The following is a 24,456-nucleotide window of genomic DNA, read 5'->3' on the forward strand; positions in this document are numbered from 1 at the left end:
CACCCGCGTCCCTGCGGGGGAATTTGGCGCAAGCATACAGGAAACAGCGGGTCGCGTTCCAGCAAAAACCCTTGGAAACGGGAGTTTTTTGCCGCCGGAAACGGCGAAACCCGCGCGGACGCGGGTTTCGGGGAGTGCCGCGCGGCCTTTCGGCCGCGCGGGGAAGAGGTGCCGTGGCCGGGATCAGGCCGAGGCGCCCTCCAGGGCACGGCGCTCGGCCACCAGCGCGCGGGCCAGGGCCCTGGCCCCGGCGTAGTCCTCGACGATGCGTTCCGCGCCCACGACGCGGTCCGTGCCCATCTTGCGCAGCCGCTTCAGGGTCTTCTCCTTGACTCCGGCCAGGATGACCTCGGTGCGGCTCTTGGCGCACTGTCCGATGAACGACTCCAGCGCCGAGAGGCCCGTGGAGTCGATGGTCGGCACCTTGTCCATGAGCAGGATGAAGACCATGGGCTGGCGCTGCATGGCGTTGATCGTGGCGCGGAAGCGGTCGGCCACGCCGAAGAAGAAGGGGCCGTCGATCTCGTAGGTCTGCACGAACTCGTCGTGGGGCAGCTCCCCGCCCTCGGCCGCGTCGTCCTCGGCCGCGTATCCGTTGCTGACCGTGATCTGCGTGACCTCGCTCATGCGGCGCATGAAGAGGATGGCCGCGAAGACGATGCCCGTGAACACGGCCACGGTGAGGTCGATGAGCACCGTGATCAGGAAGGTGGCGCACATGACCATGACGTCGGACTTTGGGGCCTTGAACAGGCGCAGGAACTTGTGGAACTCGCTCATGTCCCAGGCCACCACGATGAGCACGGCCGCGAGGCTGGCCAGCGGGATGAACGAGGCCACGGGCGCCAGGAAGAGGATGAAGCAGAGCAGCACGCCCGCGTGGATCATGCCCGCCACGGGCGTCTGGCCGCCGGCCTTGATGTTCGTGGCCGTGCGCGCGATGGCGCCGGTGGCCGGGATGCCGCCGAAGAGCACGGAGAAGATGTTGGCCACGCCCTGGGCCGCGAGCTCCACGTCGGAGTTGTGCCGGTCGCCGGTCATGCCGTCCGCGACCACGCAGGAGAGCAGCGACTCGATGCCCGCGAGCATGGCGATGGTCAGGGCGTCCGGGAAGACGGCGCGCACGGCCGCAAGCGTGATGTGCGGCATGTGCAGCCCGGGCAGGCTCGAGGGGATGCCGCCGAAGCGGGTGCCGATGGTCTCCACGTGCAGCCCGGCCAGGCCGGTCACGAGGCAGCCGAGGACGACCGCGACCACCGGGGCCGGGATGCGCGGCGAGAAGCGGCGCACGAGGAGGATGACCGCGAGCGAGGCCAGCCCCACGCCGACCGTGGCGGGGTCGAAGGTTCCCGCGTTGGAGAGGAAGGCGCCCCACTTGGGCAGGAAGTCGGGCGGCACCGCGCCCATCTTGAGCCCGAAGAAGTCCTTCATCTGCGAGGAGAAGATGATCACCGCGATGCCCGCGGTGAAGCCCGTGGTCACGGGATAGGGGATGAACTTGATGAGCGTGCCCATGCGGCAGAAGCCGAGGATCATGAGCAGCACGCCCGCGATGAGCGTGGTCAGGACCAGGCCGTCGTAGCCGTGGCGGAAGAGCACGCTGTAGATGATGACCACGAAGGCGCCGGTGGGGCCGCCGATCTGGTAGCGGCTGCCGCCCAGAAACGAGATCAGGAACCCGGCCACGATGGAGGTCACGAGCCCCTTGTCCGGCGTGGTTCCGGAGGCGATGGCGAAGGCCATGGCCAGGGGCAGGGCGACCACGCCGACCGTGGCGCCGGCCATGAGGTCGCGCATGAAGAATTCGGCGGAATATCCCCGCCCGAGCATGGAGAAGAAACGCGGCATGAATCTGCCTGATTTCGTGCCGGAAGCCTTGTTGTCCATCGTGGTGCACCGTCCGTGCTGTTGTCGTTGCCGGGAGCTGGTCGTGGCCGTCGTTGCGCCTTGGCGCGGGCGCGGCGTCACGACGAATCGGACCTGGTCCCTGTGCACGGGGCCGGGATGCGCACGAAGCGCGAAAGGGGGGCGTTCATTCTGCGAGGCCCGGGGAGGGGATGGGCGGCGGGCAGGGGTGCAGGGTCCGGCGTCGCGCGTCAGCGCGGCCGCAATCGTCTCCGGGGCGAGCCTCGGGACGAGGGACCGAACGGATACCGTCCATGCTGCCACCTTGCCCAGGTGTGGCGGGCGGCCCACCGGCCGTCCGGCTTCTCCCGAACGCGAGAGAAACGTGCGCTCACTACACCCGGCTTTGGTTCATGGCAACCGGAAAGTTCGCCCTCGGAAAACGACCCTTTCCCTCTGTTTTTCGTCCTGCCTGTCGTTCAGTTTCGGGGAACTCGAAAAGGTCAACCCCGGCCGCGGCCGAACATTTATGCCCCGCAGGCGGCCCGGCGTCTTCCCTGCGGATGTATCGTTGTGGAAAAAAAGGCCTTGGTCATCGAATTTCCACATTCCCCGGGCAATCTCGGAGGGCTCAAATTGACTTTTTTTATTCCGTGGCCGATATCAACCCGTAAAGCATCCACCAATCGCCGGAGATTTTCTTTCCATGGAGCACCCGAACCGCGCGCCAAAGCCCGTCTTGCACGAGGACCGGCGCGCGTTCGCGGCGCTCCTCGGCCTGCTCCTGGCCGCCCTGTCCGTCGCGATCCCCGCCGTGCCCGCGCGGGCGGAGGCCCTGCAGCCCCCCCGCTTCCGCCACTACGGCGTGGAGGACGGCATGTCCCTCTCCTCGGCGCTCAAGATGGCCCAGGATCCGCAAGGGTTCCTGTGGATCGCCACCTACGACGGCCTGAACCGCTTCGGCGGCCTGTCCTTCGTGGTCTACCGCAACGATCCGGGCGACCCGGCGAGCCTTTCCGACAACAACATCCAGTCCCTGCTGGCCGCGCCCGACGGCACGCTGTGGATCGGCACGCGCTCGGGCGGGCTCGACCGCCTCGACTCCGGGCGCAAGCGCTTCAAGGTCTACCGCGCCTCGGACGACCCCGCGTCCCTGCCGGGCAACGACGTTACCGCCCTGTGCCGGGACGGCGCGGGCAGGCTCTGGGTGGGCACGGGCAAGGGGCTGGCCGTCTACCTCCCGGAGCGCGACGCCTTCTCCCGCCTCGCGGCGCGCACGGCGGAGGGCGAGGGGCTCGGCGAGCGGACCGTGCTGAGCCTGGCGGACGACGGCGAGGGGGGGCTTTGGATCGGCACGGACAAGGGGCTGTTTCATGCCCTGCCCGACGGGGACGGGACCGGCGGCGGGGACGTTCCCATGCGCCTGAAGAGGGCCGGGGAGCCCTTCCTGCCGCGTGACGCGGCCGTGCAGGCCCTGGCCGCGGACGGGCCCGGCCGGGTCCTCGTGGGCACGGACACGGCGGGCATGTGGACCATGGACGAGCGCGGGGAGGGTGCCGCAAGCGCGGTTCAGGACCTGCCCGGCCTGTCGGTGCAGGCCTTTTTGCGCACGGAGAAGGGCAACCTCCTGGCCGCAACGTCTGAGGGGCTGGCCATACGCGAGCCCGGGGCCGGCGGCTTCGTCCTCTTCCGCCACAATTCCGCGGACCCCCTGAGCCTGTCGCACGACGACGTGCAGTGCCTGCTGCAGGACGCGGGCGGGGTGGTCTGGATCGGCACCGCGGCCGGGGGGCTCAACGTCTACAATCCGGACTTCCAGAGCTTCGGGCTGTTGCGCCGCGAGCCCTGGGATCCCGGCAGGGGCCTGTCCGGCGACCTCGTCAGCGCCGTCTTCCTGGACCATTCGGGCGCGCTCTGGGTGGGCACGAGCTACAACGGGCTCGACCGCGTGGACCGGGCCAGGGGCAGGGTGCGGGTCTTCCGCCACGACCCGGCCGACCCGGGCAGCATCTCGGACGACCGCATAAGCTGCCTGCTCGAGGACTCGAAGCACCGCCTCTGGGTGGGCACGGTGGACAACGGGCTGAACCTGCTGCTGCCGGACGGGACGTTTTGCCACTACCGGCACAGCGACGACGATCCGCAGAGCCTGAGCCAGGACAAGGTCTGGTGCCTCTTCGAGGACCGCGACCACGTCATCTGGGTCGGCACGAGCCGGGGAGGGCTCAACCGTTTCGACCCCGACGCGAGGGGAGGCAGGGGTGCCTTCGCCCACTACCGGCACGATCCGGCCGATCCCGCGAGCATCAGCCACGACCGGGTGCGCAGCGTCATGCAGACGAGCGACGGCATGCTCTGGATCGGGACCAACGGCGGGCTGAACCGCCTGGACCCGAAGACCGGGGTCTTCACCCACTGGCGGCACGACCCGGACGATCCGGCGAGCCTGTCCAACGACCGCGTCACGCCCGTGGTCGAGGACGCCACGGGCATCCTCTGGGTGGGCACGGACAGCGGGCTCAACCGCTTCGACCGCGCGAGCGGGCGTTTCATGCGCTTCCAGTCGGGCAATGCGGACCTGCCGAGCGACGCCATCCAGGGCATGCTCCTGGACGACGAGGGCGGGCTCTGGATGTCCACCTACCGCGGTCTCTCACGCATGGACACGGGCGACTTCTCGATCCGCAACTTCTCCGCGCGCGACGGCCTGCAGGGGCCGGAGTTCTGGATGAACTCGTACCATCGCGGCTGGACCAGGGAGATGTTCTTCGGCGGCCAGAAGGGGCTGACCTACTTCTTCCCCGAGAACATCCGGCCCAACCGCCACCGGGCCACGCCCGCGCTCACGGACTTCACGGTCTTCAACCGGCCCCACCCCCTGCCCACGGACATAAGCGCCGCGGGCACCGTCGAACTGAGCTGGCGCGAGCGCGTCTTCACCCTGCGCTTCGCGGCCCTGGACTACGCCGACCCCAGGCGCAACATGTGCGCCTACATGCTCCAGGGCTTCGACAAGGACTGGACCACGGTGCAAAGCGGCCAGTCCGCCACCTACACCAACCTCGACCCGGGGACCTACGTCTTCAAGGTTCGGGCGGCCAACAACAACGGCCTGTGGAACCCCGACGTGCGCGAGCTGCGCGTGGTCGTGGCCCCGCCCTTCTGGCGCACCTGGTGGTTCGCCCTCCTCTCCCTCGGGCTGCTCGGCATGATCATCTACGGCGCGCACAAGGCCCGCGTGCGCAGCCTGCTGGCGCGGCGCCGCGACCTGGAGGAGACGGTGAACGCGCAGACCGCCTCGCTGCGCGTGGAGATCGAGGAGCGCCGGGCCGCCGAGGAGAGGCTCAGGCAGAGCCGTGACAGCTTCACCAAGATCTTCGAGCACACCCCGCTCGGCGCCGCCATCTGCGAGGAGGAGACCGGCCTCATCCTGCAGGTCAACAAGGCCATGGCCGAGCTCGTGGGCGTCCCGGTCGAGGAGCTCGTGGGGCGCACCACGGTGGCCGCGGGCATCTGGCCCGGGCTCGGCGGGCGCACGGACTTCCTTGCGGCCATCAGGCACAACGGCGTGGTCCTGAACCGGGAGATCTCCTGGATCAGACACGACGGCACGCCCCGGACCTGGCTCTTCTCGGCCGTGCGCATCGAGGCCTTCGGCAGGCGCTGCGTCCTGGCCATCGTCAACGACATCACGGAGCGCAAGCGGCTGGAGGCGGAGCTCGTGCAGGCCCGCTGCAACGCCGAGGAGGCCAACCGGGCCAAGAGCGCCTTCCTGGCCAACATGAGCCACGAGATCCGCACGCCGCTCACGGGCATCATCGGCATCACGCGGCTTCTCCTGGACGAGGCCCCGCAGGGGCGCACCGGCCAGGCCCTGCGCCTGATCCAGGACTCCGGGGCCATGCTTCTCGAGATCATCAACGACATCCTCGACCTCTCCAAGATCGAGGCCGGACGCCTGGAGCTCGAGGACATCGTCCTCGACCTCAGGCGCGAGCTGCGCTCGACCCTCTCCCTGGCCGAGGTCCTGGCCCGCGAGAAGGGCCTCTCCTTCGCCGCGACCTTCTCCGAGGACGTGCCCTCCGCCGTGCACGGCGACCCCGTGCGCCTGCGCCAGGTGCTGAACAACCTGCTCTCCAACGCCGTCAAGTTCACGGAGCGGGGCGGAGTGACCATGGCGTGCGGCGTGGTCGGGCGCAGCGAGCGTACCGTGCTGCTGCGCTTCACGGTCAGCGACACGGGCATCGGCATCCCGGCCGGGAAGCTTTCCGCAGTCTTCAACAGCTTTACCCAGGCCGACGGCACCATGGCGCGCCGCTTCGGAGGCTCCGGTCTGGGGCTGGCCATCGCGCGCCGTCTGGTGGAGCTCATGGGCGGCGAGATAGAGGTCTCGAGCACGGAGGGCAGCGGCAGCACCTTCTCCTTCAGCGTGCGCCTGCGCCTGGCCCGGGAGGAGGAGCTGCCCGCCGCGAAACGCCCGGAGCAGCTCGGCCCGGGTCGGCCCATGCGCGTGCTGGTGGTCGAGGACAACGAGATCAACCGCATCCTCCTGCGCCAGCTGCTCATGCGCCACGGCCACTCCGTGGGCCTGGCGGAGAGCGGGGAGCAGGCGCTGGCCCGCCTGGAGGAGCGCGACTTCGACGTCATCGTGCTGGACGGGCAAATGCCGGGCATGGACGGCATGCAGACGGCCGAGCGCATCCGCGCCCTGCCGGACGCGAAAAAGGCCGCCACGCCCATCGTCGGGCTCACGGCGCACGCCATGGCCGACTACCGCGAGCGCTTCGAGGCCGCGGGCATCGACGTCTTTCTGGTCAAGCCGCCCGACCCGGACATGCTCCTGGCCATCCTCTCCAGGCTTGCCGCGGAAGGACGGGGCGGAACGGCCCGGGAGCAATCGACCGATCAGGCCGGGGAGCCGGACGTCCGCGGTGAGGGCAGCCCGGGCGATGCCGGTGGCGAGGGCGGGACGCGTGAAGCGGGAGAAGCCGCGGACGGGGACTCGGCGGGGCTCATCGACCGTGCGGTCCTGGACAGCTTCGTGGACGGAGACCCGGCCGCCGTGGCCCAGATGTGCGCCACCCTGCGCGGCAACCTCCCCGGACAGATCGCGGCCATCGAGAAGGCCGTGGCCGAGGCCGACCCGGCCACGGTGCAGCTCGAGGCCCACAAGCTGAAGACCACCTTCCGCATCTTCGGGGCGCAGCAGGCCATCGGGCTCGCGGTTAAGCTCGAGGGCGAGGCCTTCGCGCGCGATCTGGCCGCCTGCGCCGAGACGGCGGCGAGGCTTGCGGATCTCGCGCAGGAGATCCTGGCGCAGGCGCTTTCCATCGAACGGGAAGCCTCGGCAAAGGCCTAGGCGCGGCCGGGCGGGGGCATTTTCGGGATCTTTCGGGATCGGCCGGTTTCAGTCGGCCAGCGGCAGGGTCACGGTCAGGGTCGTGCCCGCGTCTTCCGCGGTCTCGGCCGTGATATCGCCGCCGTGGGCGCGGGCGATGAAGCGCGCCGCGAAGGTGCCGAGCCCCAGGCCGTCCGACTTGCCGTAGGTGGCGAACTTCTCGAAGAAGCGGTCGCGCACCGCCTCGGGGATGGGGGCGTCGTTCCAGATACGGAGCATGGCCTGGCCGTTCGCGGCCGAGCACGCGACCTGCACGGGCGCGCCGCTCGGGCTGGCCTCCAGGGCGTTGCCCACGAGGTTGGCGAGCATGGCCGTGAGCAGGGAGAAGTCGCCCGTGATCCTCTGCCGGCGCAGTTCGTCGACCTCCCAGGTCCAGCAGACGCAGCCGTTCGTCTTGGAGGCCGTGAAGGCCGTCTGGGCCAGCACGGCCTCGGCCAGGTCGTCCAGGCACACGCTGGCCGTGTTTCCGCCGTCCAGCCCGCCGTCCTCCACCGCCTGCAGCCTGACGTAGGCATCGAGCATGCGCAGGCTGCGCTGGGCGCTGCCCTCGAGCTCGGAGAGCAGCGAGGACTGCAGCTCGTCCTCGTCGCCCGTCTCGCGCAGCAGGCGGGCCATCTCCACGGCCTGGACCAGCGGCTTCTTCAGGTCGTGGCGCATGATCCGCTCCACGTCCGCGCGGTATTCCTCCAGGCGGTGGTGCTCGGTCACGTCCACGCCGATCTCCCACGAGGCCCAGCCGGGGACGGGCAGGGTGCGGGAGACGTTGGTCCAGGCGATGATGCGGCGCGAGCCGTCGGCGCAGACCGTCTCCAGCTCGTGGTGGCGGTATTCCCTCTGCTCGTGGATATGCTCCATGGCCTCGACGCGGTAGGCGTCGTCCGGGTAGAGCAGGCGGGCCGCGTCCGGGTTGCCGATGATCCTGTCCGCGTCCCAGCCCGTGACCCGCTCGGCCTCCCTGTTCCAGAAGATGTAGCGGCCCTCGCGGTCGTGGGCGTGGATGAGCACGGGCATGTTCTCCACCAGGAAGCGGAAGCGCTCCTCGCTCTTGCGCAGGTTGCGCTCCATGCGCAGGCGGCCGGTGATGTCCGTGGCCACGTGCACCACGCCGTCGATGACACCCGAGGGGTCGCGCACCGGGGTGCTGGACAGCCACCAGGAGCGGCCGTCCGGCGTGACGCTTTCACCCTCGGCGTGCTCGCCGCTGCGCAGGGCGCGTATGGCGGTGCACCCGGGGCAGGGGGTGCCGCGGCCCTTCAGGACCTCGTGGCAGGTCCGGCCCAGGACGGCTTCCAGCCCGTGTCCGGAATTGCGGAAGAGCGTGTTGCTGGCCCAGCGCACGCGCAGGTCCGGCCCCAGATACTCCACGGCCACGCCGTTCAGGTGCTTCTGCAGGACGCCGCGCACCTGTTCGAGGGCGGCGGCCTCGGCTTCGGCCGTGTGCTGCGTGCTGACGTCCAGGAGGTAGCCGACATGGGCCGTGGGAAGGCCCGCCGCGTCGCGCTCGATGACCATGCGTTCGTGCAGCCAGACGGCGCGCTGCCTGGCCGTGGCGGTGCCGGAGCCTTGCGCGCAGGCCTCGACGGGCCCCTGGGGGACGAGGATGCGGTATTTCTGGCTGAGTTCGCCCGCGCCGTCGGATTCGGCCCGCGCGACGGCGGCGCGCACCCGCGCCGCGTCGTCCGGGTGCAGCAGGTCCGCGTAGCGTCTGCCCGGGCGCAGGAGGTCGCTTCCCGGGGAGGAAAGGCCGAGATCGCCGCTGACGCTCGCAAGGGGCCAGCCGTCTGCGGCGTGGCGTTTGAAAAGGAGTGCCGGGCCGCTGCCGAACAGCCGGGCCAGCATGGCCGGGTCGGCGGCGAAGGGGAGGATGCCCGCCTCGTCCGGGGCGGTGCCCGCGCTCCGGCCGTCAGGGCCCGGTCCGGGCTTTCCCTGCACTCCTGCTTTTAAAGACATGTTCAACTCGCTGTGAAGTCTCTCGCTCGTCGCGCGAGAGGGCTTCCGAAAAGTATTCCTGACGAAAACTAGCGTATATATGACGTGCCGTTACAGGCAAATACCCCTCGGCCTCCTTTTAGCATGCCGGGTTCCTGGCCGTCCAGGGAAAAGGCGGCGGAAACGCGCTCCGGTGCGTTATTATCACCATGGCGACATTTTTTTCTGAACGCACAGTCAGACCCCGGCGGATCGCTCGGACGGGGTGTTCGCTGGACAGGCCGTCGCCTGCGTGCTCCCCCGCGCTTGCGGCAGGCGCGAGCGCGGCACGAGACGGACCGGGACGGAAAGGAAGGCGGGGATGCGAGCCGGAGGGGCTGCTCGCGGAAGGGCGCGGGAAGGGGAACCCGGGGACTTGGAATCTTACGCGCTGCGGGCGCGCAGGGTCTGCAGCACGTCCTGCAGGCGGTCCACGTCCAGGGGCTTCAGGAGATAGGCCAGGGGGCCGACGGCCATGGCCCGGGAGCGGATCTCGGCGTCGGAATAGGCGCTCAGGAAGACCACCTCGACGGCGTGGGACTCCTTGAGGCGGCGCGCGGTCTCTATGCCGTCGATGCCTTCGCCCAGGCAGATGTCCAGGACGGCCAGCGTCGGCTTCAGGCTCTCGGCCATCTCCAGGGCCTCCTCGCCGCTCGCGGCCGTGGCCACGGCGTGCGCGCCCAGGCGCTGCAGCATGAGCTTCACGAACATGGCCGTGACGCTCTCGTCCTCCACGATGAGAACGACGGGGGAAGCTGCAACCTTCACTCTCAGGCCTCCTGGACTTGGGGTTCGACGCGCGGGCCCATGCGCCGCAGCGGTCGACGCACCATGCCCCTTCTACCTCCAAAGCCACGTCCTTGTCGACAAAGGGCGCGATTCTTTTTGCATCGTCGTGCGTCCGGCCTTGCGCGCCCGCCTTTGCGGCGCGTATGACTGCGCATGGACAGCGGTTTTACGCAGGCAAAGGGGTGGTTCGTCTACCTGGTGCGATGCGCGGACGGAACGCTCTACTGCGGCGTGACCACCGACCTTTCGCGCCGCCTGGCCGAGCACAACGGCGAGCTGCCCGGCGGCGCGCGCTACACCCGCTCCCGCAGGCCGGTGAGCCTCGCGGCCGCGGCGCGGGTGGGCGACCGGGCCGAGGCCTGCCGCCTGGAGAGGCGCATCAAGCTCTTGCGCAAGGAAGACAAGCGCGCCGTCCTGGCCGCGTACAGGCGATCGCCCCGTTCTCCCGACCTGGAGGAAAGCCCGTGAACGCCACCCACCTGATCCTGGCCACGGACATATTCGGCCAGAACGAGTACATGGACATCCTGGCCCGCGTCCTCGCGCCCGCTCCGGGCGCCGGGCGCGTCACGGACCCCTACGAGGGGCGGCGGCGCCGCTTCGCGGGTCGCGACGAGGCCTACGCCGCCTATAAGGCCGAGTGCGGACCGGACCGCTACGCGGAGGTGGTGGCCGCCGCCCTGGCCGGGCTGCGGGAAGAGGACGCGTCCGCGCGGCCGGTGCTCCTCGGCTTCAGCGCCGGGGCCGGTGCCGTCTGGCGCGCGGCCTGCGGCCCGGCCGCGCAGGGCGTCCTGCGGGCCTACTGCTACTACAGCGTGCAGATCCGCCACGACGCGGACCTCGCGCCGCGCTGTCCCTGCACCCTGGTCTTCCCGGCGCGCGAGGAGGTCATGGACGTGGCGGCCATGCAGCAGCGGCTGGCCGGACGGCCGAACGTGACCTGCGTCTCCACCCCCTACGCCCACGGCTTCATGAACCACGCCTCCCCGGGCTTCGACGAGACGGGATACGCCGAGCACCTCGTCTTCCTGACCCGCGAGCTGGCCTGAGCCGGGCCGCTCCTCCTTTGCGCCGTACCGAAGCGGCGCGTCTTTGCGCAATGGCGGAAAAGCCCGTCTCCCAGCCGCAAAGCCATGTTTTTCCGTCTTGCCGCGCCTTGGAAGTGACTTTAGCCGCGCCGCCGTGGTACGCTTTCTCCCAAAAAAAGGACCGGGCCTCACGCCGGTCCTGCCGGAGGAAGACGCCATGGCGAAGTTCACGGTCAACGGCCGGGAATACACGGTGGAAGTGGATCCCCAGATGCCCATGCTCTGGGTCCTGCGCGACGTTCTCGACATCACCGGGCCGAAGTTCGGCTGCGGCAAGGGGCAGTGCTGGGGCTGCACGGTGCTCCTCGACGGCAAGGCGAGGCCCTCGTGCACGCTCAAGGCCAAGGACGCCGAGGGCGCGGCCGTCACGACCATCGAGGGCATCGCCGAGGACCATCCGGTGAAGCGGGCCTGGGTGGCGGAGCAGGTGCCGCAGTGCGGCTACTGCCAGCCGGGCCAGATCCTGCAGGCCGTGGCCCTGCTGGCGGAGAACCCGGAGCCGGACGACGCGGCCGTGGCCAAGGCCATGCAGAAGAACCTCTGCCGCTGCGGTACCTACACGCGCATAGCCGCGGCCGTGCGCCGCGCGGCCAAAGAGATGGCCGGGAAGGGCGCGACCCCGGAGGTCTCGCTTCCCGGCGACGGGGAGGCGCCCGCGCCCGTCTTTTCCCCCAACCCCTTCGTACGCGTCGCGGCCGACGGCACGGTCACGGTGCTCGTAAAGCATTTGGAGGCCGGCCAGGGCGCCTACACCGGGCTCGCCACCCTGGTGGCCGAGGAGATGGACGCGGCCTGGGAGCAGATGCGCGCCGAGGGCGCGCCCGCGGACGAGCGGCTCTACAACAACCTCTTCTTCGGCCCCATGCAGGGCACGGGCGGGAGCACGGCCATCGCCAACTCCTTCGAGCAGTACCGCACGGCCGGGGCCGAGGCGCGGGCGCTGCTCGTGGCCGCCGCGGCCGAGGAGTGGGACGTGCCCGCGGCGGAGATCGACGTGGCGAAGGGCGTGGTGCGCCACGGCCCGAGCGGCCGGGAGGCGGGCTTCGGCGGGCTCGCGGCCAAGGCCGAGGCCCTGAGGGAGGAAAAGGGAGCCCGAAACGGGCGCGACATCCCCCTCAAGAACCCGGCCGACTTCGGCCTCATCGGCCGCCAGGACGAGCGACTGGACATTCCCGCCAAGGTGGCGGGCCGGGCGCGGTTCGCCATGGACGTGCGCCTGCCCGGCATGCTCACGGCCGTGGTGGCCCGGCCGCCGCGCTTCGGCGGCCGGGTGAAGTCCTTCGACCCCGCCGAGGCCCTCGATACGCCCGGCGTGCGCGAGGTGGTGGAGATCCCCCAGGGGGTGGCCGTGGTGGCCGAGAACACCTGGGCTGCGCTGCGCGGCCGCGAGGCGCTTTCCATCGAGTGGGACGATGCAGGGGCCGAGTCGCGCGGCTCGGAGGAGCTGTTCGCCGAGTACCGCGAGGCGGTCTCCGGCGAGGGGCTCTTGGCGCGGCGCGACGGCGACGCGGCCAAGGCGCTCGCGCAGGCGGCCAAGACCGTGGAGGCGGTCTTCGAGTTCCCCTACCTGGCCCACGCCCCGCTCGAGCCGCTGAACTGCGTGGCGCGCATGACGGACGAGGGACGCCTGGAGATCTTCGCGGGCGACCAGTTCCAGACCGTGGACCAGCAGAACGCGGCCAACGCCGCCGGGCTCGACCGGCGGCAGGTGGACATCCGCACGGTCTTCGCGGGCGGCAGCTTCGGCAGGCGGGCCAACCCGCCCTCGGACTACGTCAGCGAGGCCGCGCAGGTGCTGCGCGCCCTGAAGGAGCCCGCGCCCGTGCACCTGGTCTGGAGCCGCGAGGACGACATCCGGGGCGGCCGCTACCGGCCGCTCTACGTGCACTCCATCCGGGCCGGGCTCGACGCCGAGGGCCGCCTCACGGCCTGGGAGCAGCACATCGCGGGGCAGTCCCTGACGCTGTACACGCCCTTCGAGGCCATGGCGGTCAAGGACGGCATCGACATGACCACGGTGGAGGGCGCGGCGGACCTGCCCTACGCCGTGCCCGGCCTCACCGTGGCGCAGCACACCATGGAGACGGGCGTGACCACGCTGTGGTGGCGCTCCGTGGGCCATTCGCACTCGGCCTTCGCGGTGGAGGTGGTCATGGACGAGCTGGCCCGCGCGGCCGGGCGCGATCCCCTGGAGTTCCGCCGCGACCTGCTCGCCGGGCATCCGCGCCACCTGGGCGTGCTGGAGCTGGCCGCGGACAAGGCGGGCTGGGGCTCGCCCCTGCCCGAGGGGCACGCGCGCGGGCTCGCGGTGCACGAGTCCTTCGGCTCCTTCGTGGCCCACGTGGCCGAGATCGCCCCGGCGGAGGACGGCGGCTTCAGCGTGGAGCGCGTGGTCTGCGCCGTGGACTGCGGCCGGGTCGTGAACCCGGCCGTCGTGCGCGCCCAGATGGAGGGCGGCATCACCTTCGGCCTGTCAGCCGCCTGGGAGGAGGGCGTGACCCTGGAAGAGGGGCGCGTCAAGGAATCGAACTTCCACGACTACAAGGTCCTGCGCTTCGCGCGCAGGCCCAAGCGCATCGAGGTGCACGTGGTGGAGTCGAGCGAGCCGCCCACCGGCGTGGGCGAGCCGGGTGTGCCGCCCATCGCCCCGGCCGTGGCCAACGCGCTCTTCGCGGCCACGGGCAGGCGCATCCGCCGCCTGCCCTGGGGCGCGGGCGCGAAGCAGGGCTAGGGAAACACGCCGAGCAGGCGGCCCCAGAGGTAGTGCAGGGGCAGGAGCAGCACCGCGGCCAGGACGAAGTAGGTCAGGAACATGGGCATGACCTTGGACAGCGGCACCCGGCCCAGGGACAGGGCCACGATGAGCGGCGGCGCCTGGTAGAGGAAGGGGAAGACCACCCAGGCGGGCACCTGGGCCATGAGCACGCTCTGAAGCGGCCAGCCGCTGGCCTGGGCCAGGGTGGCGGCCAGGGGCGTGAGCACGGCCGGGGCGGCCGGGTGGCAGGTGCACAACGAGACGGCCGCGCCGATGGCCAGCAGCGCGGCGTAGGCCGGGAAGCCGCCGTGCGGCACGAAGCCCGCGATGAGCCTGCCCGCCTCATCGGCCAGGCCGATCCTGGCGGCCACGGCGCCCATGCCCGTGACGCCCGCGATGAACAGCCAGGGCGCGAAATTGACGCGCTCGAGCAGGTCGCCCGGGCTGCCCATGGTGGGCAGGAAGCAGAGCACGGCCGCGCCCAGCGCCACCCAGGCCGGGGCGATGCCGTGCAGCGAGTCCGTGGCCCACAGCACCAGGGTCGCCAGCAGCACCACGGAGAGGACGCCTTCCTCGCGCGACCAGGGCCTGGGCTCGGCCGCCTTGCGCTCGTGGCCCGGGGCCTCGCTGAAGAAGAACGGCAGCAGCAGGATGCACAAGGCCGCGCTGCCCAGCCCGAGCACCGGATAGTTGAGCAGCCAGTAGTCGCCGTAGTGGATGGGCAGGCCGTAGATGCTCTCGCTGGCGCCCGCCATGACCATGTTGGGCACGTTGCTGGTGAGGATGGCGAAGGCGGGCAGGGTCGAGCCGAGGGCCGCGGCCGCGATGACCCCCATGCGGCCGCGCGAGTCCGGCCCGAAGCCGAGGTTCTCGGCCAGCCCTGCGGCGATGGGCGTGACCAGCACGGCGCGGGCCATGGACGAGGGGATGAAGTAGGCCAGGCCCATGCCCACGGCCACGAGCAGGGCCATGAGCGCGGCGTAGCCGCCCGAGAAGCGCGAGAGGCACAGCCGCACCATGCGGCCCGCAAGGCCTGAGCGGCGGATGGCCGCGCCGAGGATGAGCCCGCCGAAGGCCAGCCAGACCGCGCTGGACTGGAAGCCCGAGAAGACCACGTCCGCCGGGGCCAGCCGGAAGACCATGCACACGAGGAAGAAGAGCAGCGCGGTGACGAACTCCGGCAGCGTGCCCAGGGCCCAGAAGCCCACGGCCAGGACGATGGCCGAGCTGCCGCGCACCAGGGCGGGCGTGAGCCCGTGCTGCGCGAGCAGGGAGGGGGCCAGCAGCGAGGGCGCGGCGAGCACGGCCGCGGCGACGAGCACCACGAGCCAGGCGAGCAGATGGCGGAGGCCCGGGCGGCGCGGCGGGAGCAGGGGGGCGGAAGCCTGGTCGGCCATGCAAAGGCACCTTTTTTCAGCGGTTGCGCGCGAAAGTTGCGTACGGCACGGCAAGGAGTATCATCAAGGAGCCCGGGCGTCTTCCGTGTCCAGGACAGGCGATTTCGCGAAACGGACAGGCGCGGCGCCGGGGGAGATCACGAGCGAGGTCATCCATGCCCGCGAGAAAAAGTTCCGGCAAAGGTCCCGCGCCGCACGGCTCCGTTCCCCTGCGCGCGGCCGTGCTGCGCGCGGGCGGCGAGCCCCTGCGCATGGAGGATCTGCGCCTCGAGCCGCCGAGGCCCGACGAGATCCTGGTGCGGCTCGCGGCCAGCGGCGTCTGCCACACGGACATCGGCCTGTGGGAATACGGCGAATCAGGCCCCGTGATCCTGGGGCACGAGGGCGCGGGCGTGGTGCAGGCCGTGGGCGCCGAGGTGCAGGGCCTCTCCCCGGGCGACCACGTGGTGCTCTCCTACCAGTCCTGCGGCCATTGCCCCGAGTGCCTGGCCGGACGGCCCGTGCACTGCGAGAACTTCTGGGACGCCAACTTCGGCTTCGCGCGCCTGGACGGCAGCAACGCCTATTCGGACGGCGTGCGCGGCCACTTCTTCGGCCAGTCCTCCTTCGCCACCCACACCCTGGCCACGGCGCGCAACATCGTGCGCGTGGACAAGGACCTGCCGCTGCACCTGCTGGCCCCGCTGGGCTGCGGCCTGCAGACCGGCGCGGGCACGGTGCTGAACTCCCTGGCCGTCGGGGCCGGGGAGAGCGTGCTGGTGCTCGGCGCGGGCTCCGTGGGGCTGGCCGCGGTCATGGCGGCGCGCATCGCGGGCGCCTCGCCCGTCATCGCCGTGGACACGGTGCCCGAGCGCCTGGCCCTGGCGGAAGAGCTGGGCGCCACGCACGCCGTGCGCACGGAGCGGGACGCGGGCGCGGCGGACGTGGCCGCGCGCATCGGGAAGATCGCCCCGCGCGGCGTGGACCACGCCGTGGAGACCACGGGGAGCGGCGCCATGCACAGCCTCTCCCTGGACATCCTGGCCCCGGGCGGCAGCACGGCCCTGCTCACGGGCGAGGCCGCGCCCGCCTCCCTGTCCGGGGGGCGCAGGGCCATGAGCGTCATCCAGGGCGACGCCGTGCCGCAGCGCTTCATCCCGGCCCTCATCGGGCACTTCCGCGCCGGGCGCTTCCCCTTCGACCGGCTGGTGCGCTTCTACGATTTCGCGGACGTGAACCGGGCCATGGCCGACTCCCTGGCGGGAACGACCGTGAAGCCCGTGCTGCGCATCGCCGAGCTTTCCGAGATCGAGGCCGGGATGGCACCCCCAACACGGAGAGGGCGCGTGAGCGGGGGCCGTGATTTCGCCTGAAGGGGCCTGAACACCGTTTCGCGCGGCACGGCCTTGCCCTTTCCCTGTGCCGTGCTATGTTCGGACGATCTCTGCCCGTTCACCCGCACCCTGGAGACGCCATGCCCCGCCTGCCCTGGAGCGACAACCTGAGCCTCGGCGTGCGCAAGCTCGACGAGCAGCACAAGCACCTGGTCCGCTTGGCGGACGGGCTGGTCACGGCCATGCACGTCGGCAGCGGCGAGAACAAGGTGGCCACCTGCGTTGCGGAGCTGCGCGACTACCTCTCCTCCCACTGCGCCATGGAGGAGGAGTACATGGCCCGGCTCGGCTATCCGGGGCTCGAGGAGCAGCGCGAGGCGCACCGCAACCTGGGGAAGCGGGTCCTGGTCATGCAGCAGTCGCTCTACGTGCACAGCGAGGTCACGCCCGAGGAGGTCCTGGCGCTGCTCAAGGAATGGCTCATCGGCCACCTGCTGGTCGTGGACGGGAAGTTCGGGCGCTGGCTCAAGGAGCACGCCACGGGCGAGGTGGACGGAAGCGGCGGGGACGAACAGGGCGGGAATGTCGGCCCGGCGGGCGGGCCGGGCGTGCGGGAAGACGGGGGCGGAACGGGCGCGGGCTAACCCTTGCCGCCGCGCCCCTCTCCGCGCCCCTCACCCCTGAAGACGGCCCCGGAGGTGGGCGTCTCGCGGACCACGAGGCAGGAGAGGGCAGGCAGTCGGGACTTCAGCTGCGGCCAGAGCCAGCGGGCGATGTTCTCGCTGGTCGGGTTCTCGAGCCCCTCGATGTCGTTCAGGTAGGCGTGGTCCAGGCGGGCGATGACCGGCTTGGCGGTTTCCTTGATGTCCCCGAAGTCCAGGACCCAGCCCGAGGCCTCCTCGACCTCGCCGCTCACGTGCACCTCCACCTGGAAGGTGTGGCCGTGCAGGTTGCCGCACTTGTGCCCCTCGGGCACGCAGGGCAGGCGGTGGGCCGCGTCGAAGCTGAGGGTCACGTAGATGTCCATCTGTTCCACCTGTGCTGATCCGGTCTGAAATTTTACGGGGCCCCGGGCTAGGGGATCCCGATGTACTTGTGCGTCTGAAGGCTCAGGCGCCACACGGGCCGCGCGAGGCAGGCGCGCACCGCCTCGGCGCTCGCCCCGGCGCGGGCGTCTTCGCCGCGCCCACCGCTGCCGCAGGGCTGCAGGAAGAAGTGGGCGAAGTCCAGGCGCTCGAATTCCGCCAGGTCGTCCGGGCCCAGGCCCTGCTGCGGCCAGACGAGCTTCAGCTCCTGGCCCGCGCGCGTGGCGAGTTGCATGCCCGCCTTGGGGCTGATGGTGACCCAATCGAGCCCCGGGGGCAAGGGCAGGGTGCCGTTGCTCTCCACGGCCAGCTCGCAACCCACGGCGTGCAGGCGCGCGATCAGCGCCTCGTCCAGCTGCAGCGCGGGCTCGCCGCCGGTGAAGACCACGTAGGGCCGGTAGGCCGGGTGCGCGAAGGCGGGGAAATGCGCCAGGATCGCGGCCGCGAGCTCGTCGGCCGTGGCGAAGACCCCGCCGCCCGGGCCGTTCGTGCCCGTGAAGTCCGTGTCGCAGAAGGGGCAGGCCGCGGTCGCGCGGTCCTCGGCCCTGCCGCTCCACAGGTTGCAGCCGGAGAAGCGGCAGAACACGGCCGCCCGGCCCGCGCGCGCCCCCTCGCCCTGCAGGGTGTAAAAGATCTCCTTGACCCGGTAGGCCATCAGCTTTTCGTCTTGCCCGCCGCGTAGGCCTCGTAGCCCCTGGCGCGCAGCTCGCAGGCCGGGCACTCGCCGCAGCCGTGGCCCCAGGGGTGCAGCTCGCCGCGCTCGCCCAGGTAGCAGGTGTGGGTGCGCGAGACCACCAGGTCCACGAACTCCTGTCCGCCCAGCTCCTCGGCCAGCCGCCAGGTGGCGGCCTTGTCGATCCACATGAGCGGCGTGTGGACCACGAAGCGCGTCTCCATCCCTAGGTTGATGGCCACCTGCATGGCCTTGACGGTGTCGTCGCGGCAGTCCGGGTAGCCGGAGAAGTCCGTCTCGCACACGCCGATGACGATGTGCCGGATGTTGCGGCGGTAGGCGTAGGCCGCGGCCGCGGTGAGGAAGACGAGGTTCCTGCCCGGCACGAAGGTGTTGGGCAGGCCGCTCTCGGCCATTTGGACCTCGATCTCCTCGGTCAGGGCCGTGCCGCCGATCTCCTTGAACAGGCCGAGGTGCAGGGTCTGGTCGGCGTCCAGGCGCGCGGCCCAGTCCGGCGAGAGCTCGGCCATGGCGCCGAGCACGTCCTGGCGGCAGGTGAGCTCCACGGCGTGGCGCTGGCCGTAGTCGAAGCCGAGGGTGGCCACGCGGGAGAAGCGCGCCAGCGCCCAGGCCAGGCAGGTCGTGGAGTCCTGACCGCCGGAGAAGACGACCAGGGCGGATTCGTCGCAAAGGCCGGCCATGCCTACTTCCTGTACTCGGCGTCCACCACCAGATGGATGCCGCCGCGCGGGTTGAAGTCTCCCGTCACCTTGAGCCAGCGCGGCGAAAGCGCCGCCGCGAGGTCGTCGCAGATGCGGTTGGTGATGCTCTCCATGAAGCAGCCCGCGTTGCGGAAGGCCGCGAAGTAGAGCTTCAGCGACTTGGTCTCCACGCAGAGCTTGTCCGGCGTGTACTGGATGGTGATGGTCGCGAAGTCCGGCTGGCCGGTCTTGGGGCACAGGGAGGTGAACTCCGGAAACGTCAGCGTGACCACGTAGTCCCGCTCGGGATAGCGGTTGTCGAAGGTGTCCAGGATCTCCCCGGACGGATCGGAATAGTTGTGCTCCACCTCGCTGCTGCCCAGGTGGCGCAGGCGGCTCACGTCGTCGTTCGTCTCGGCCATTGCGGCCCTCCTCGGGAAAAATATCGTCCCGCGCGGCCTCTTCGGACGGCACGCGCGCGGCCCTTCACGGTCCGCCTGCGTGCGATTGCATCGGCTGACCCGAAGCGCGCGCGAAGGCCATCATCTAAAACAGCCGGGGCCTGTGCGCAAGCGGGGGCAGAGGCATGTCCGCGGAAGAAGAAACGGGCGGGCGGAGGAGCGCCTACTGCACGGGCTGCGCCACGACCACGGAGCGCGTTCCCTGGGGCAGGCCGGGCCAGTCGAGTTCGGCCAGCGGCCAGACGAACCAGAGGATGCCCTTGTCGCCGACCACGTCGGTGCGCTCCTTGCCGTTGGCGAAGGCGTCGTGCCACGTTCCGGGCCGGACCTCGGCGCGGCCGCCGTTTCCGGCACCATCGAGCGCCCGCGTGACGTCCGCGACGCTCGATGACGAGGCGTAGCAGCGCAGCCCCACCTGGAGGTAGCCGTTGCCGCTCGCGATGGAGGCCATGTCCCGCGCGAGGTCCGCCGGGCACGCCGTCTCGGCCAGGGGAACGCGCGCGGCGGTCGCGGCGACGGCGTCGAGCAGCGGCTTGTACTCCGCCTCGCTGACGAAGACCTTGAAGTTCCCGAGAAATGCCCTGATCTGGGCGTCCCCGGCATAGTCGTAGTCCGAGCGGACGGTCACGTTCACATCGACCAGCCGGTCGCCGTCGATGATCTCGAAGCCGACGATGCGCAGCAGTGTCTTGCCGCTCCTGCTCCGGTGCACGAAGTCGTACAGGCAGCGCGGGCCGAAGCCGGGGAAGACGTCCCAGTCGAGCTGGAGGTCCTTTTCGTCCACCCCGAGCGTGGCCGCGAAGGAACGCACGGCGCTCTCGAGGGCCGCGCGCCTGGCGTCGCTTCCGGACAGTTGCGCCAGGGACGGCTCGGTGATGGCCGAAAGGATGAATCGCGCCGCCACGCCGCTTTTGCGCACGTAGACGTAGGACGTGCCCTGAAGCCCCCCGGGCGCCGCGTCCACCGCCGTGGGCGCGCCGGGAAAGGCCGCCCCGTAGCGTCCGTCCGGCGAGGTCCAGGCCGCCTGCTCCGCGAGCGCGACCAACGGGACGGCGCCCAGGAGGAGGCAGGCCGCGCAGAGGACCGCGACGGGGCGAAGGGCGGCGAGGAGAGAGGTGAGCGGCGTGCGTGTCGTCATGGGCCGAAAATAGCCGGAGAGGCCGGACAGCTCAATCGCTTCCCGCGCGATGCCCGCGACAAAGAAAAAGGGCTTGCTGGATTTCTCCTGCAAGCCCTTGATTTCTTTGGTAGCGGGGGCCGGATTTGAACCGACGACCTTCGGGTTATGAGCCCGACGAGCTACCGTACTGCTCCACCCCGCGTCACGAAGGAAGGTGTATGTACTTACGGTGCGGCTGACTGTCAACCCCAATCTTTACTTTTTTACGCGCCTCAATTAGACGGGGACGGTCATGCAGAGCAATTCCTCCCTTTCCGTCGTCATCCCCGTCTTCAACGAGGAAGACAATCTGAGGCCCCTCATGGACCAGATCCGGTCCGCGCTGGCACCGCTCGGCCGCCCCTGGGAGGCCGTGTTCGTGGACGACTGCTCCACGGACAGGAGCCTCGCCGTCATCCGCGAGCTGGCAGCCGCCGATCCCGAGCACGTGCGCTACGCCGCGTTCGCCGCCAACAGGGGGCAGTCCGCCGCCTTTGCCGCCGGGTTCGCCGCGGCGCGGCACGACCTGGTGGTGACCATAGACGCGGACCTGCAGAACGACCCGGCCGACATCCCGCTGCTGCTCGAGCTCATCGACCAGGGCTACGACATGGCCTGCGGCCTGCGCGCCAGGCGCCGCGACAGCTTCATGAAGCGCATCGCCTCCAAGATCGGCAATTTCGTGCGCACCCGCATGACCGGCAAGACCGTGACCGACACGGGCTGCTCGCTGAAGATCATGCGCGCCGACATGGCCCGGCGCATGCCCGTGTTCAAGGGCATGCACCGCTTCCTGCCGAACCTCATGCTCTGGCAGGGCGCGCGCGTGGCCGAGCGGCCGGTGAACCACCGCCCGCGCGTGGCGGGCAAGTCCAAGTACGGCACCCTGGACCGCGCCATCTCCGGCGGGTACGATCTCCTGGGCGTGCGCTGGCTGCGCGCCCGCTACATCCAGTACGAGATCAAGGAAAAGAACTAGCCGCATGGCCACCCCCCCGCGCCCCGACCGGCCGGACGAGGTCGGCACCTCCGGCGCCCCCGGCGCGTCCGCGCCCCGCGATGACGCCGATGCCGCGTCCGCCGCTTCCGAAAACGCCGATGCCGCGCCCGACCGGGAAGACATTCCCGCGGCCTCGTCCCGCCGCCGCGTGCGCGCCATCCTCAAGGGCCTTCTGCTCATAGTCTCGCTGGCCGCCATCGGCTTCGCCATGCACGCGGCCAAGCTGAACCAGAACCTGGACCGCAACGCCCTGGCCGCGAGCCTGGAGGGCATGGGCGCCCTCGGCTGGCTGCTCTTCGTGCTCGGCTCGGCGCTGGTCTCGGTGCTCGGCATGCCGCGCCAGCTCCCGGCCTTCCTCGGCGGCTACGTCTACGGCGTCGGCATGGGCACGCTGCTCTCCTGCCTGGGCGCGGCGCTCGGCAGCACCTTCATCTTCGCCTACGCCCGCTTCTTCGGGCGCGGCTTCGCGGCGCGCCGCTTCGGCCGCCGCATCGCCTCCTTCGACCGCTTCCTGGGCAAGAACCCCTTCGCCATGAGCATGGTCCTGCGCCTCCTGCCCGTGGGCAACAACCTGGTCACCAGCCTGCTCGCCGGGCTCACCTCCATCCCGCTGCTGCCCTTCCTCGCGGGCTCGCTCATCGGCTACGTGCCCCAGAATCTCGTCTTCGCCCTGGTGGGCAAGGGCGTGCGCGTGGCCCCGGCCGTGCGCATCACCATCGCCGCCGTGCTCTTCGTGGCCTCCACCCTGTGGGGCTTCTGGCTCTACCGCCGCTACCGCGTGGACAAGGTCCTGCCCGACGACGGCACGACCGGCGACTAGCCCTTCCGCCCCTCTTCGCATCCGTCCCTGCCTTTCGGCGCTTTCCGGCCTCCGCCCGTCCCCCCTCGCATCCCGCGCGGCGTTCGCCCGCCGCGCCGCGTCAAGATTTGTCAAGGCGCGCCGCGCGTCGTATGAGGGACACATGCATCGCGACGCGCAGAACCTTGCCGTGCCGTGCGAGACGGCCCACGACCTGGAGCTTTTCGAGGCGGTCCTCAGGTATTTCCTGGATCCGTGCGAGGAGCGGCGGGCGGCGCTCGGCGGGTTCGATTACGAGATCGGCGAGATCGGCGAGGCCGACGGAGCGGAAAGCGAGGGCGGCGCGGACAAGGCCGAGGCCCGCAAGGCGGCCCTGGTGATGCAGGCGGCCAACACGGTGCTGGATGCCGAGGGCCGGGAGATGTTCAAGTTCGTCGCGGAGCAGGGCAGCCCGGTGGTCTGCAGGGCCGGGTGCACGGGCTGCTGCCACCAGCCCATCACCTGCGACCCCTTCGAGGCGGCCCTGATCGGGCTCTACCTCGAACGCCGCCCGGAGCTGCGCGCCGCCTTCGAGGCCGCCCATGCCGAGTGGGACGAGCGCACCCGCGACGTGCGCGACGCCTTCGTGGCCTGGGCGGAGCGCCGCTTTCGCGACGGGGTGGACGACGGCAGCCACAGGTTCGCGGACTTCGTCGTGCCCTGCGTCTTCCTGCGCGACGGGCTGTGCCGGGTCTATCCGGTCCGCCCCTACGCCTGCCGCAGCTACATCTCGGTCTCCCCGGCCTGCCCCGCGCCCGCGGACCCGGCCGAGAAGCCCGGCATGCAGGGCATGGGCTTCGGCGTGTACACGAGCCACATGGACGCCCGCGCGGCCGTGCGGGCCATGCTCTGGCGCCGCTTCGGCATAGACCCCTCCCGCGTGCGCACCCGGCTCATGCCCGAGCTGGTGCGCCGCTTCCTGGCCGGGGGCCTGGCGGAGGCCCTGCGCTGCGCAACGGCCGAAACGCCGCCCGGCAAATCGTCCGGCGCGGCGTCCTCCGACCCCCCCTCGCCCTAGGCCTCTGCCCCGCGCAGGCGCGCGGCCTCCTCGGCCGGGCTGTGGCCGAAGAAGCGCTTGAACTCGCGGCTGAACTGCGAGGGGCTCTGGTAGCCCACGCGGCCCGCCGCGGTGCTGGCGTTGTAGCCGTCCTGCAGCATCATCAGCCGGGCTTTGTGCAGCCGGATGCTCTTCAGGTACTGGATGGGCGAGGTGCAGGTCACGGCCTTGAAGCTCTGGTGGAAGCTCGACACGCTCATGCCCGCCTCGCGCGCCAGGGTCTCGATGTCCAGGGCCTGGTCGTACTCGGAGTGGATGCGCTTGAGCACGCGGGCGATCTGGCCGAAGCCGCTGTGCCGCGCGGCCACGGCGCGCAGCGCGCCGCCCTGCTCGCCGCAGAGCACGCGGTAGACGATCTCGCGCACGATCTGCCTGCCGAGCATGCGGCCGTCCAGGGGCGAGCGCATGGACTCCACGAGGCGGATGGCCGCGCCGCGCAGCTCCTGCGTCAGGCGCGTGGCGTAGAGCCCGCGCGGCATCTCCGCGGGCGGCGCGCCCTCGTCCATCTCCATGAGCAGCTCGCCCAGCATGATGTGGTCCACGGACACGGACAGGCCGAGCAGGGGGCCGTCCGGCCCCGCCTCGGTCTCGCACTCGAAGGGCAGGGGCACCGAGAGCACGAGGTAGTTGTCCGGGTCGTAGGTGTAGACGTCCTCGCCCACGTAGCCCCGCTTGCGGCCCTGGGCCACGATGACGATGCTCGGCTCGTAGACCGTCTTGGCCCGGCGGCAGGAGCAGTTGGCCATCATGAGCCGCACCCCGGGCACGCAGGTGGGCGTTATCCCCTGGGCCTTGGCCAGGGAGCCGATCAGCTCGGCGAGCCGCTTCTTGTCGGCCGCGGCAGTATCTTCAGTGACCATCGTCAGACCTCCCGTCTGCTTCGCGGGTCTCTCCCGCGCCGGCCCCTCTGTCGCACGTTTTCAGGAAAA

At 70.7% G+C, this 24,456-nt stretch carries 19 protein-coding genes and 1 tRNA gene; 9 read left to right on the plus strand and 11 right to left on the minus strand.

Annotated features, from left to right (window positions below):
* Window positions 1–183 precede the first annotated feature (183 nt).
* Entirely contained in the window at window positions 184–1,848 is a 1,665-nt protein-coding gene (locus DSX2_RS12675; protein ID WP_236615118.1) for a SulP family inorganic anion transporter, read from the minus strand.
* A gap of 703 nt (window positions 1,849–2,551) precedes the next feature.
* On the opposite strand from DSX2_RS12675, the gene DSX2_RS12680 reads away from it, so the two are divergent.
* On the plus strand, window positions 2,552–7,204 hold the full coding sequence (locus DSX2_RS12680) for a two-component regulator propeller domain-containing protein (RefSeq protein ID WP_020881221.1): 4,653 nt from the start codon (window positions 2,552–2,554) through the stop codon (window positions 7,202–7,204).
* A gap of 48 nt (window positions 7,205–7,252) precedes the next feature.
* On the opposite strand, the gene DSX2_RS12685 is transcribed toward DSX2_RS12680, so the two are convergent.
* Both DSX2_RS12685 and DSX2_RS12690 read right to left on the minus strand, forming a co-directional pair.
* Window positions 7,253–9,193 carry a PAS domain-containing sensor histidine kinase gene (locus DSX2_RS12685; RefSeq protein ID WP_020881222.1) on the minus strand — a complete coding sequence of 647 codons (1,941 nt, stop codon included), beginning with the start codon at window positions 9,191–9,193 and terminating at the stop codon, window positions 7,253–7,255.
* Window positions 9,194–9,595: 402 nt separating this feature from the next.
* Window positions 9,596–9,979, minus strand: a complete 384-nt coding sequence (locus DSX2_RS12690; protein WP_020881223.1) for a response regulator — start codon at window positions 9,977–9,979, stop codon at window positions 9,596–9,598.
* 174 nt (window positions 9,980–10,153) lie between these two features.
* Here DSX2_RS12690 and DSX2_RS12695 point away from each other — a divergent pair, with 174 nt between their 5' ends.
* From DSX2_RS12695 to DSX2_RS12705, 3 genes are all read left to right on the plus strand, one after another.
* Complete coding sequence (locus DSX2_RS12695) at window positions 10,154–10,468, plus strand: GIY-YIG nuclease family protein (RefSeq protein ID WP_020881224.1); 315 nt, start codon at window positions 10,154–10,156, stop codon at window positions 10,466–10,468.
* Window positions 10,465–11,049 carry a dienelactone hydrolase gene (locus DSX2_RS12700; RefSeq protein ID WP_020881225.1) on the plus strand — a complete coding sequence of 195 codons (585 nt, stop codon included), beginning with the start codon at window positions 10,465–10,467 and terminating at the stop codon, window positions 11,047–11,049. The genes DSX2_RS12695 and DSX2_RS12700 overlap by 4 nt, the downstream gene beginning before the upstream one ends.
* A 196-nt stretch (window positions 11,050–11,245) precedes the next feature.
* Window positions 11,246–13,819, plus strand: coding sequence for a molybdopterin-dependent oxidoreductase (locus tag DSX2_RS12705; RefSeq protein ID WP_020881226.1), 2,574 nt, complete (start codon window positions 11,246–11,248; stop codon window positions 13,817–13,819).
* On the opposite strand, the gene DSX2_RS12710 is transcribed toward DSX2_RS12705, so the two are convergent.
* Window positions 13,816–15,240, minus strand: a complete 1,425-nt coding sequence (locus tag DSX2_RS12710; RefSeq protein WP_020881227.1) for an SLC13 family permease — start codon at window positions 15,238–15,240, stop codon at window positions 13,816–13,818. The genes DSX2_RS12705 and DSX2_RS12710 overlap by 4 nt on opposite strands.
* Window positions 15,241–15,395: 155 nt before the next feature.
* On the opposite strand from DSX2_RS12710, the gene DSX2_RS12715 reads away from it, so the two are divergent.
* Window positions 15,396–16,592 carry an NAD(P)-dependent alcohol dehydrogenase gene (locus DSX2_RS12715; protein ID WP_020881228.1) on the plus strand — a complete coding sequence of 399 codons (1,197 nt, stop codon included), beginning with the start codon at window positions 15,396–15,398 and terminating at the stop codon, window positions 16,590–16,592.
* Between the two features lie 101 nt (window positions 16,593–16,693).
* Window positions 16,694–17,197, plus strand: a complete 504-nt coding sequence (locus tag DSX2_RS17715) for a bacteriohemerythrin (RefSeq protein WP_020881229.1) — start codon at window positions 16,694–16,696, stop codon at window positions 17,195–17,197.
* Here the strand turns inward: DSX2_RS17715 and queD are convergent.
* The 6 genes from queD to DSX2_RS12750 all read right to left on the minus strand — a co-directional run bounded on the left by queD (window position 17,194) and on the right by DSX2_RS12750 (window position 20,795).
* The gene (gene queD, locus DSX2_RS12725) at window positions 17,194–17,580 is read right to left on the minus strand and encodes a 6-carboxytetrahydropterin synthase QueD (protein WP_020881230.1); all 387 of its coding nucleotides are present in this window, start codon (window positions 17,578–17,580) and stop codon (window positions 17,194–17,196) included. The genes DSX2_RS17715 and queD overlap by 4 nt on opposite strands.
* Window positions 17,581–17,627: 47 nt before the next feature.
* Window positions 17,628–18,293 (minus strand): 7-carboxy-7-deazaguanine synthase, encoded by a 666-nt coding sequence (gene queE, locus DSX2_RS12730; protein WP_020881231.1) that lies wholly within the window; start codon window positions 18,291–18,293, stop codon window positions 17,628–17,630.
* Window positions 18,293–19,012 (minus strand): 7-cyano-7-deazaguanine synthase QueC, encoded by a 720-nt coding sequence (queC, locus tag DSX2_RS12735; protein WP_020881232.1) that lies wholly within the window; start codon window positions 19,010–19,012, stop codon window positions 18,293–18,295. The genes queE and queC overlap by 1 nt, the downstream gene beginning before the upstream one ends.
* 2 nt (window positions 19,013–19,014) lie before the next feature.
* Entirely contained in the window at window positions 19,015–19,434 is a 420-nt protein-coding gene (queF, locus tag DSX2_RS12740; RefSeq protein WP_020881233.1) for a preQ(1) synthase, read from the minus strand.
* Between the two features lie 202 nt (window positions 19,435–19,636).
* Entirely contained in the window at window positions 19,637–20,611 is a 975-nt protein-coding gene (locus tag DSX2_RS12745; RefSeq protein WP_152512943.1) for a hypothetical protein, read from the minus strand.
* 107 nt (window positions 20,612–20,718) lie between these two features.
* Window positions 20,719–20,795: transfer RNA gene (locus DSX2_RS12750), tRNA-Met, on the minus strand.
* A gap of 90 nt (window positions 20,796–20,885) precedes the next feature.
* On the opposite strand from DSX2_RS12750, the gene DSX2_RS12755 reads away from it, so the two are divergent.
* From DSX2_RS12755 to DSX2_RS12765, 3 genes are all read left to right on the plus strand, one after another.
* Window positions 20,886–21,611, plus strand: a complete 726-nt coding sequence (locus DSX2_RS12755; protein ID WP_020881235.1) for a glycosyltransferase family 2 protein — start codon at window positions 20,886–20,888, stop codon at window positions 21,609–21,611.
* Between the two features lie 4 nt (window positions 21,612–21,615).
* Entirely contained in the window at window positions 21,616–22,452 is an 837-nt protein-coding gene (locus tag DSX2_RS12760) for a TVP38/TMEM64 family protein (protein ID WP_020881236.1), read from the plus strand.
* A 142-nt stretch (window positions 22,453–22,594) separates the two neighbouring features.
* Complete coding sequence (locus DSX2_RS12765; protein WP_020881237.1) at window positions 22,595–23,488, plus strand: YkgJ family cysteine cluster protein; 894 nt, start codon at window positions 22,595–22,597, stop codon at window positions 23,486–23,488.
* Here the strand turns inward: DSX2_RS12765 and DSX2_RS12770 are convergent.
* Entirely contained in the window at window positions 23,485–24,387 is a 903-nt protein-coding gene (locus DSX2_RS12770) for an AraC family transcriptional regulator (protein WP_020881238.1), read from the minus strand. The genes DSX2_RS12765 and DSX2_RS12770 overlap by 4 nt on opposite strands.
* Window positions 24,388–24,456 lie beyond the last annotated feature (69 nt).

Source organism: Desulfovibrio sp. X2 (assembly GCF_000422205.1).
Taxonomy (GTDB): Bacteria; Desulfobacterota; Desulfovibrionia; order Desulfovibrionales; family Desulfovibrionaceae; genus Alkalidesulfovibrio.

Coding starts and splice junctions, on each gene's coding strand:
- queC (WP_020881232.1), bottom strand. CDS start 19,012: ATGGCCGGCCTTTGCGACGAATCCGCCCTGGTCGTCTTCTCCGGCGGT.
- DSX2_RS12760 (WP_020881236.1), top strand. CDS start 21,616: ATGGCCACCCCCCCGCGCCCCGACCGGCCGGACGAGGTCGGCACCTCC.
- DSX2_RS12695 (WP_020881224.1), top strand. CDS start 10,154: ATGGACAGCGGTTTTACGCAGGCAAAGGGGTGGTTCGTCTACCTGGTG.
- DSX2_RS12755 (WP_020881235.1), top strand. CDS start 20,886: ATGCAGAGCAATTCCTCCCTTTCCGTCGTCATCCCCGTCTTCAACGAG.
- DSX2_RS12715 (WP_020881228.1), top strand. CDS start 15,396: ATGCCCGCGAGAAAAAGTTCCGGCAAAGGTCCCGCGCCGCACGGCTCC.
- DSX2_RS12710 (WP_020881227.1), bottom strand. CDS start 15,240: ATGGCCGACCAGGCTTCCGCCCCCCTGCTCCCGCCGCGCCGCCCGGGC.
- DSX2_RS12770 (WP_020881238.1), bottom strand. CDS start 24,387: ATGGTCACTGAAGATACTGCCGCGGCCGACAAGAAGCGGCTCGCCGAG.
- DSX2_RS12745 (WP_152512943.1), bottom strand. CDS start 20,611: ATGACGACACGCACGCCGCTCACCTCTCTCCTCGCCGCCCTTCGCCCC.
- DSX2_RS12675 (WP_236615118.1), bottom strand. CDS start 1,848: ATGCCGCGTTTCTTCTCCATGCTCGGGCGGGGATATTCCGCCGAATTC.
- queF (WP_020881233.1), bottom strand. CDS start 19,434: ATGGCCGAGACGAACGACGACGTGAGCCGCCTGCGCCACCTGGGCAGC.
- DSX2_RS17715 (WP_020881229.1), top strand. CDS start 16,694: ATGCCCCGCCTGCCCTGGAGCGACAACCTGAGCCTCGGCGTGCGCAAG.
- DSX2_RS12685 (WP_020881222.1), bottom strand. CDS start 9,193: ATGTCTTTAAAAGCAGGAGTGCAGGGAAAGCCCGGACCGGGCCCTGAC.
- DSX2_RS12705 (WP_020881226.1), top strand. CDS start 11,246: ATGGCGAAGTTCACGGTCAACGGCCGGGAATACACGGTGGAAGTGGAT.
- queD (WP_020881230.1), bottom strand. CDS start 17,580: ATGGACATCTACGTGACCCTCAGCTTCGACGCGGCCCACCGCCTGCCC.
- DSX2_RS12765 (WP_020881237.1), top strand. CDS start 22,595: ATGCATCGCGACGCGCAGAACCTTGCCGTGCCGTGCGAGACGGCCCAC.
- queE (WP_020881231.1), bottom strand. CDS start 18,293: ATGGCCTACCGGGTCAAGGAGATCTTTTACACCCTGCAGGGCGAGGGG.
- DSX2_RS12680 (WP_020881221.1), top strand. CDS start 2,552: ATGGAGCACCCGAACCGCGCGCCAAAGCCCGTCTTGCACGAGGACCGG.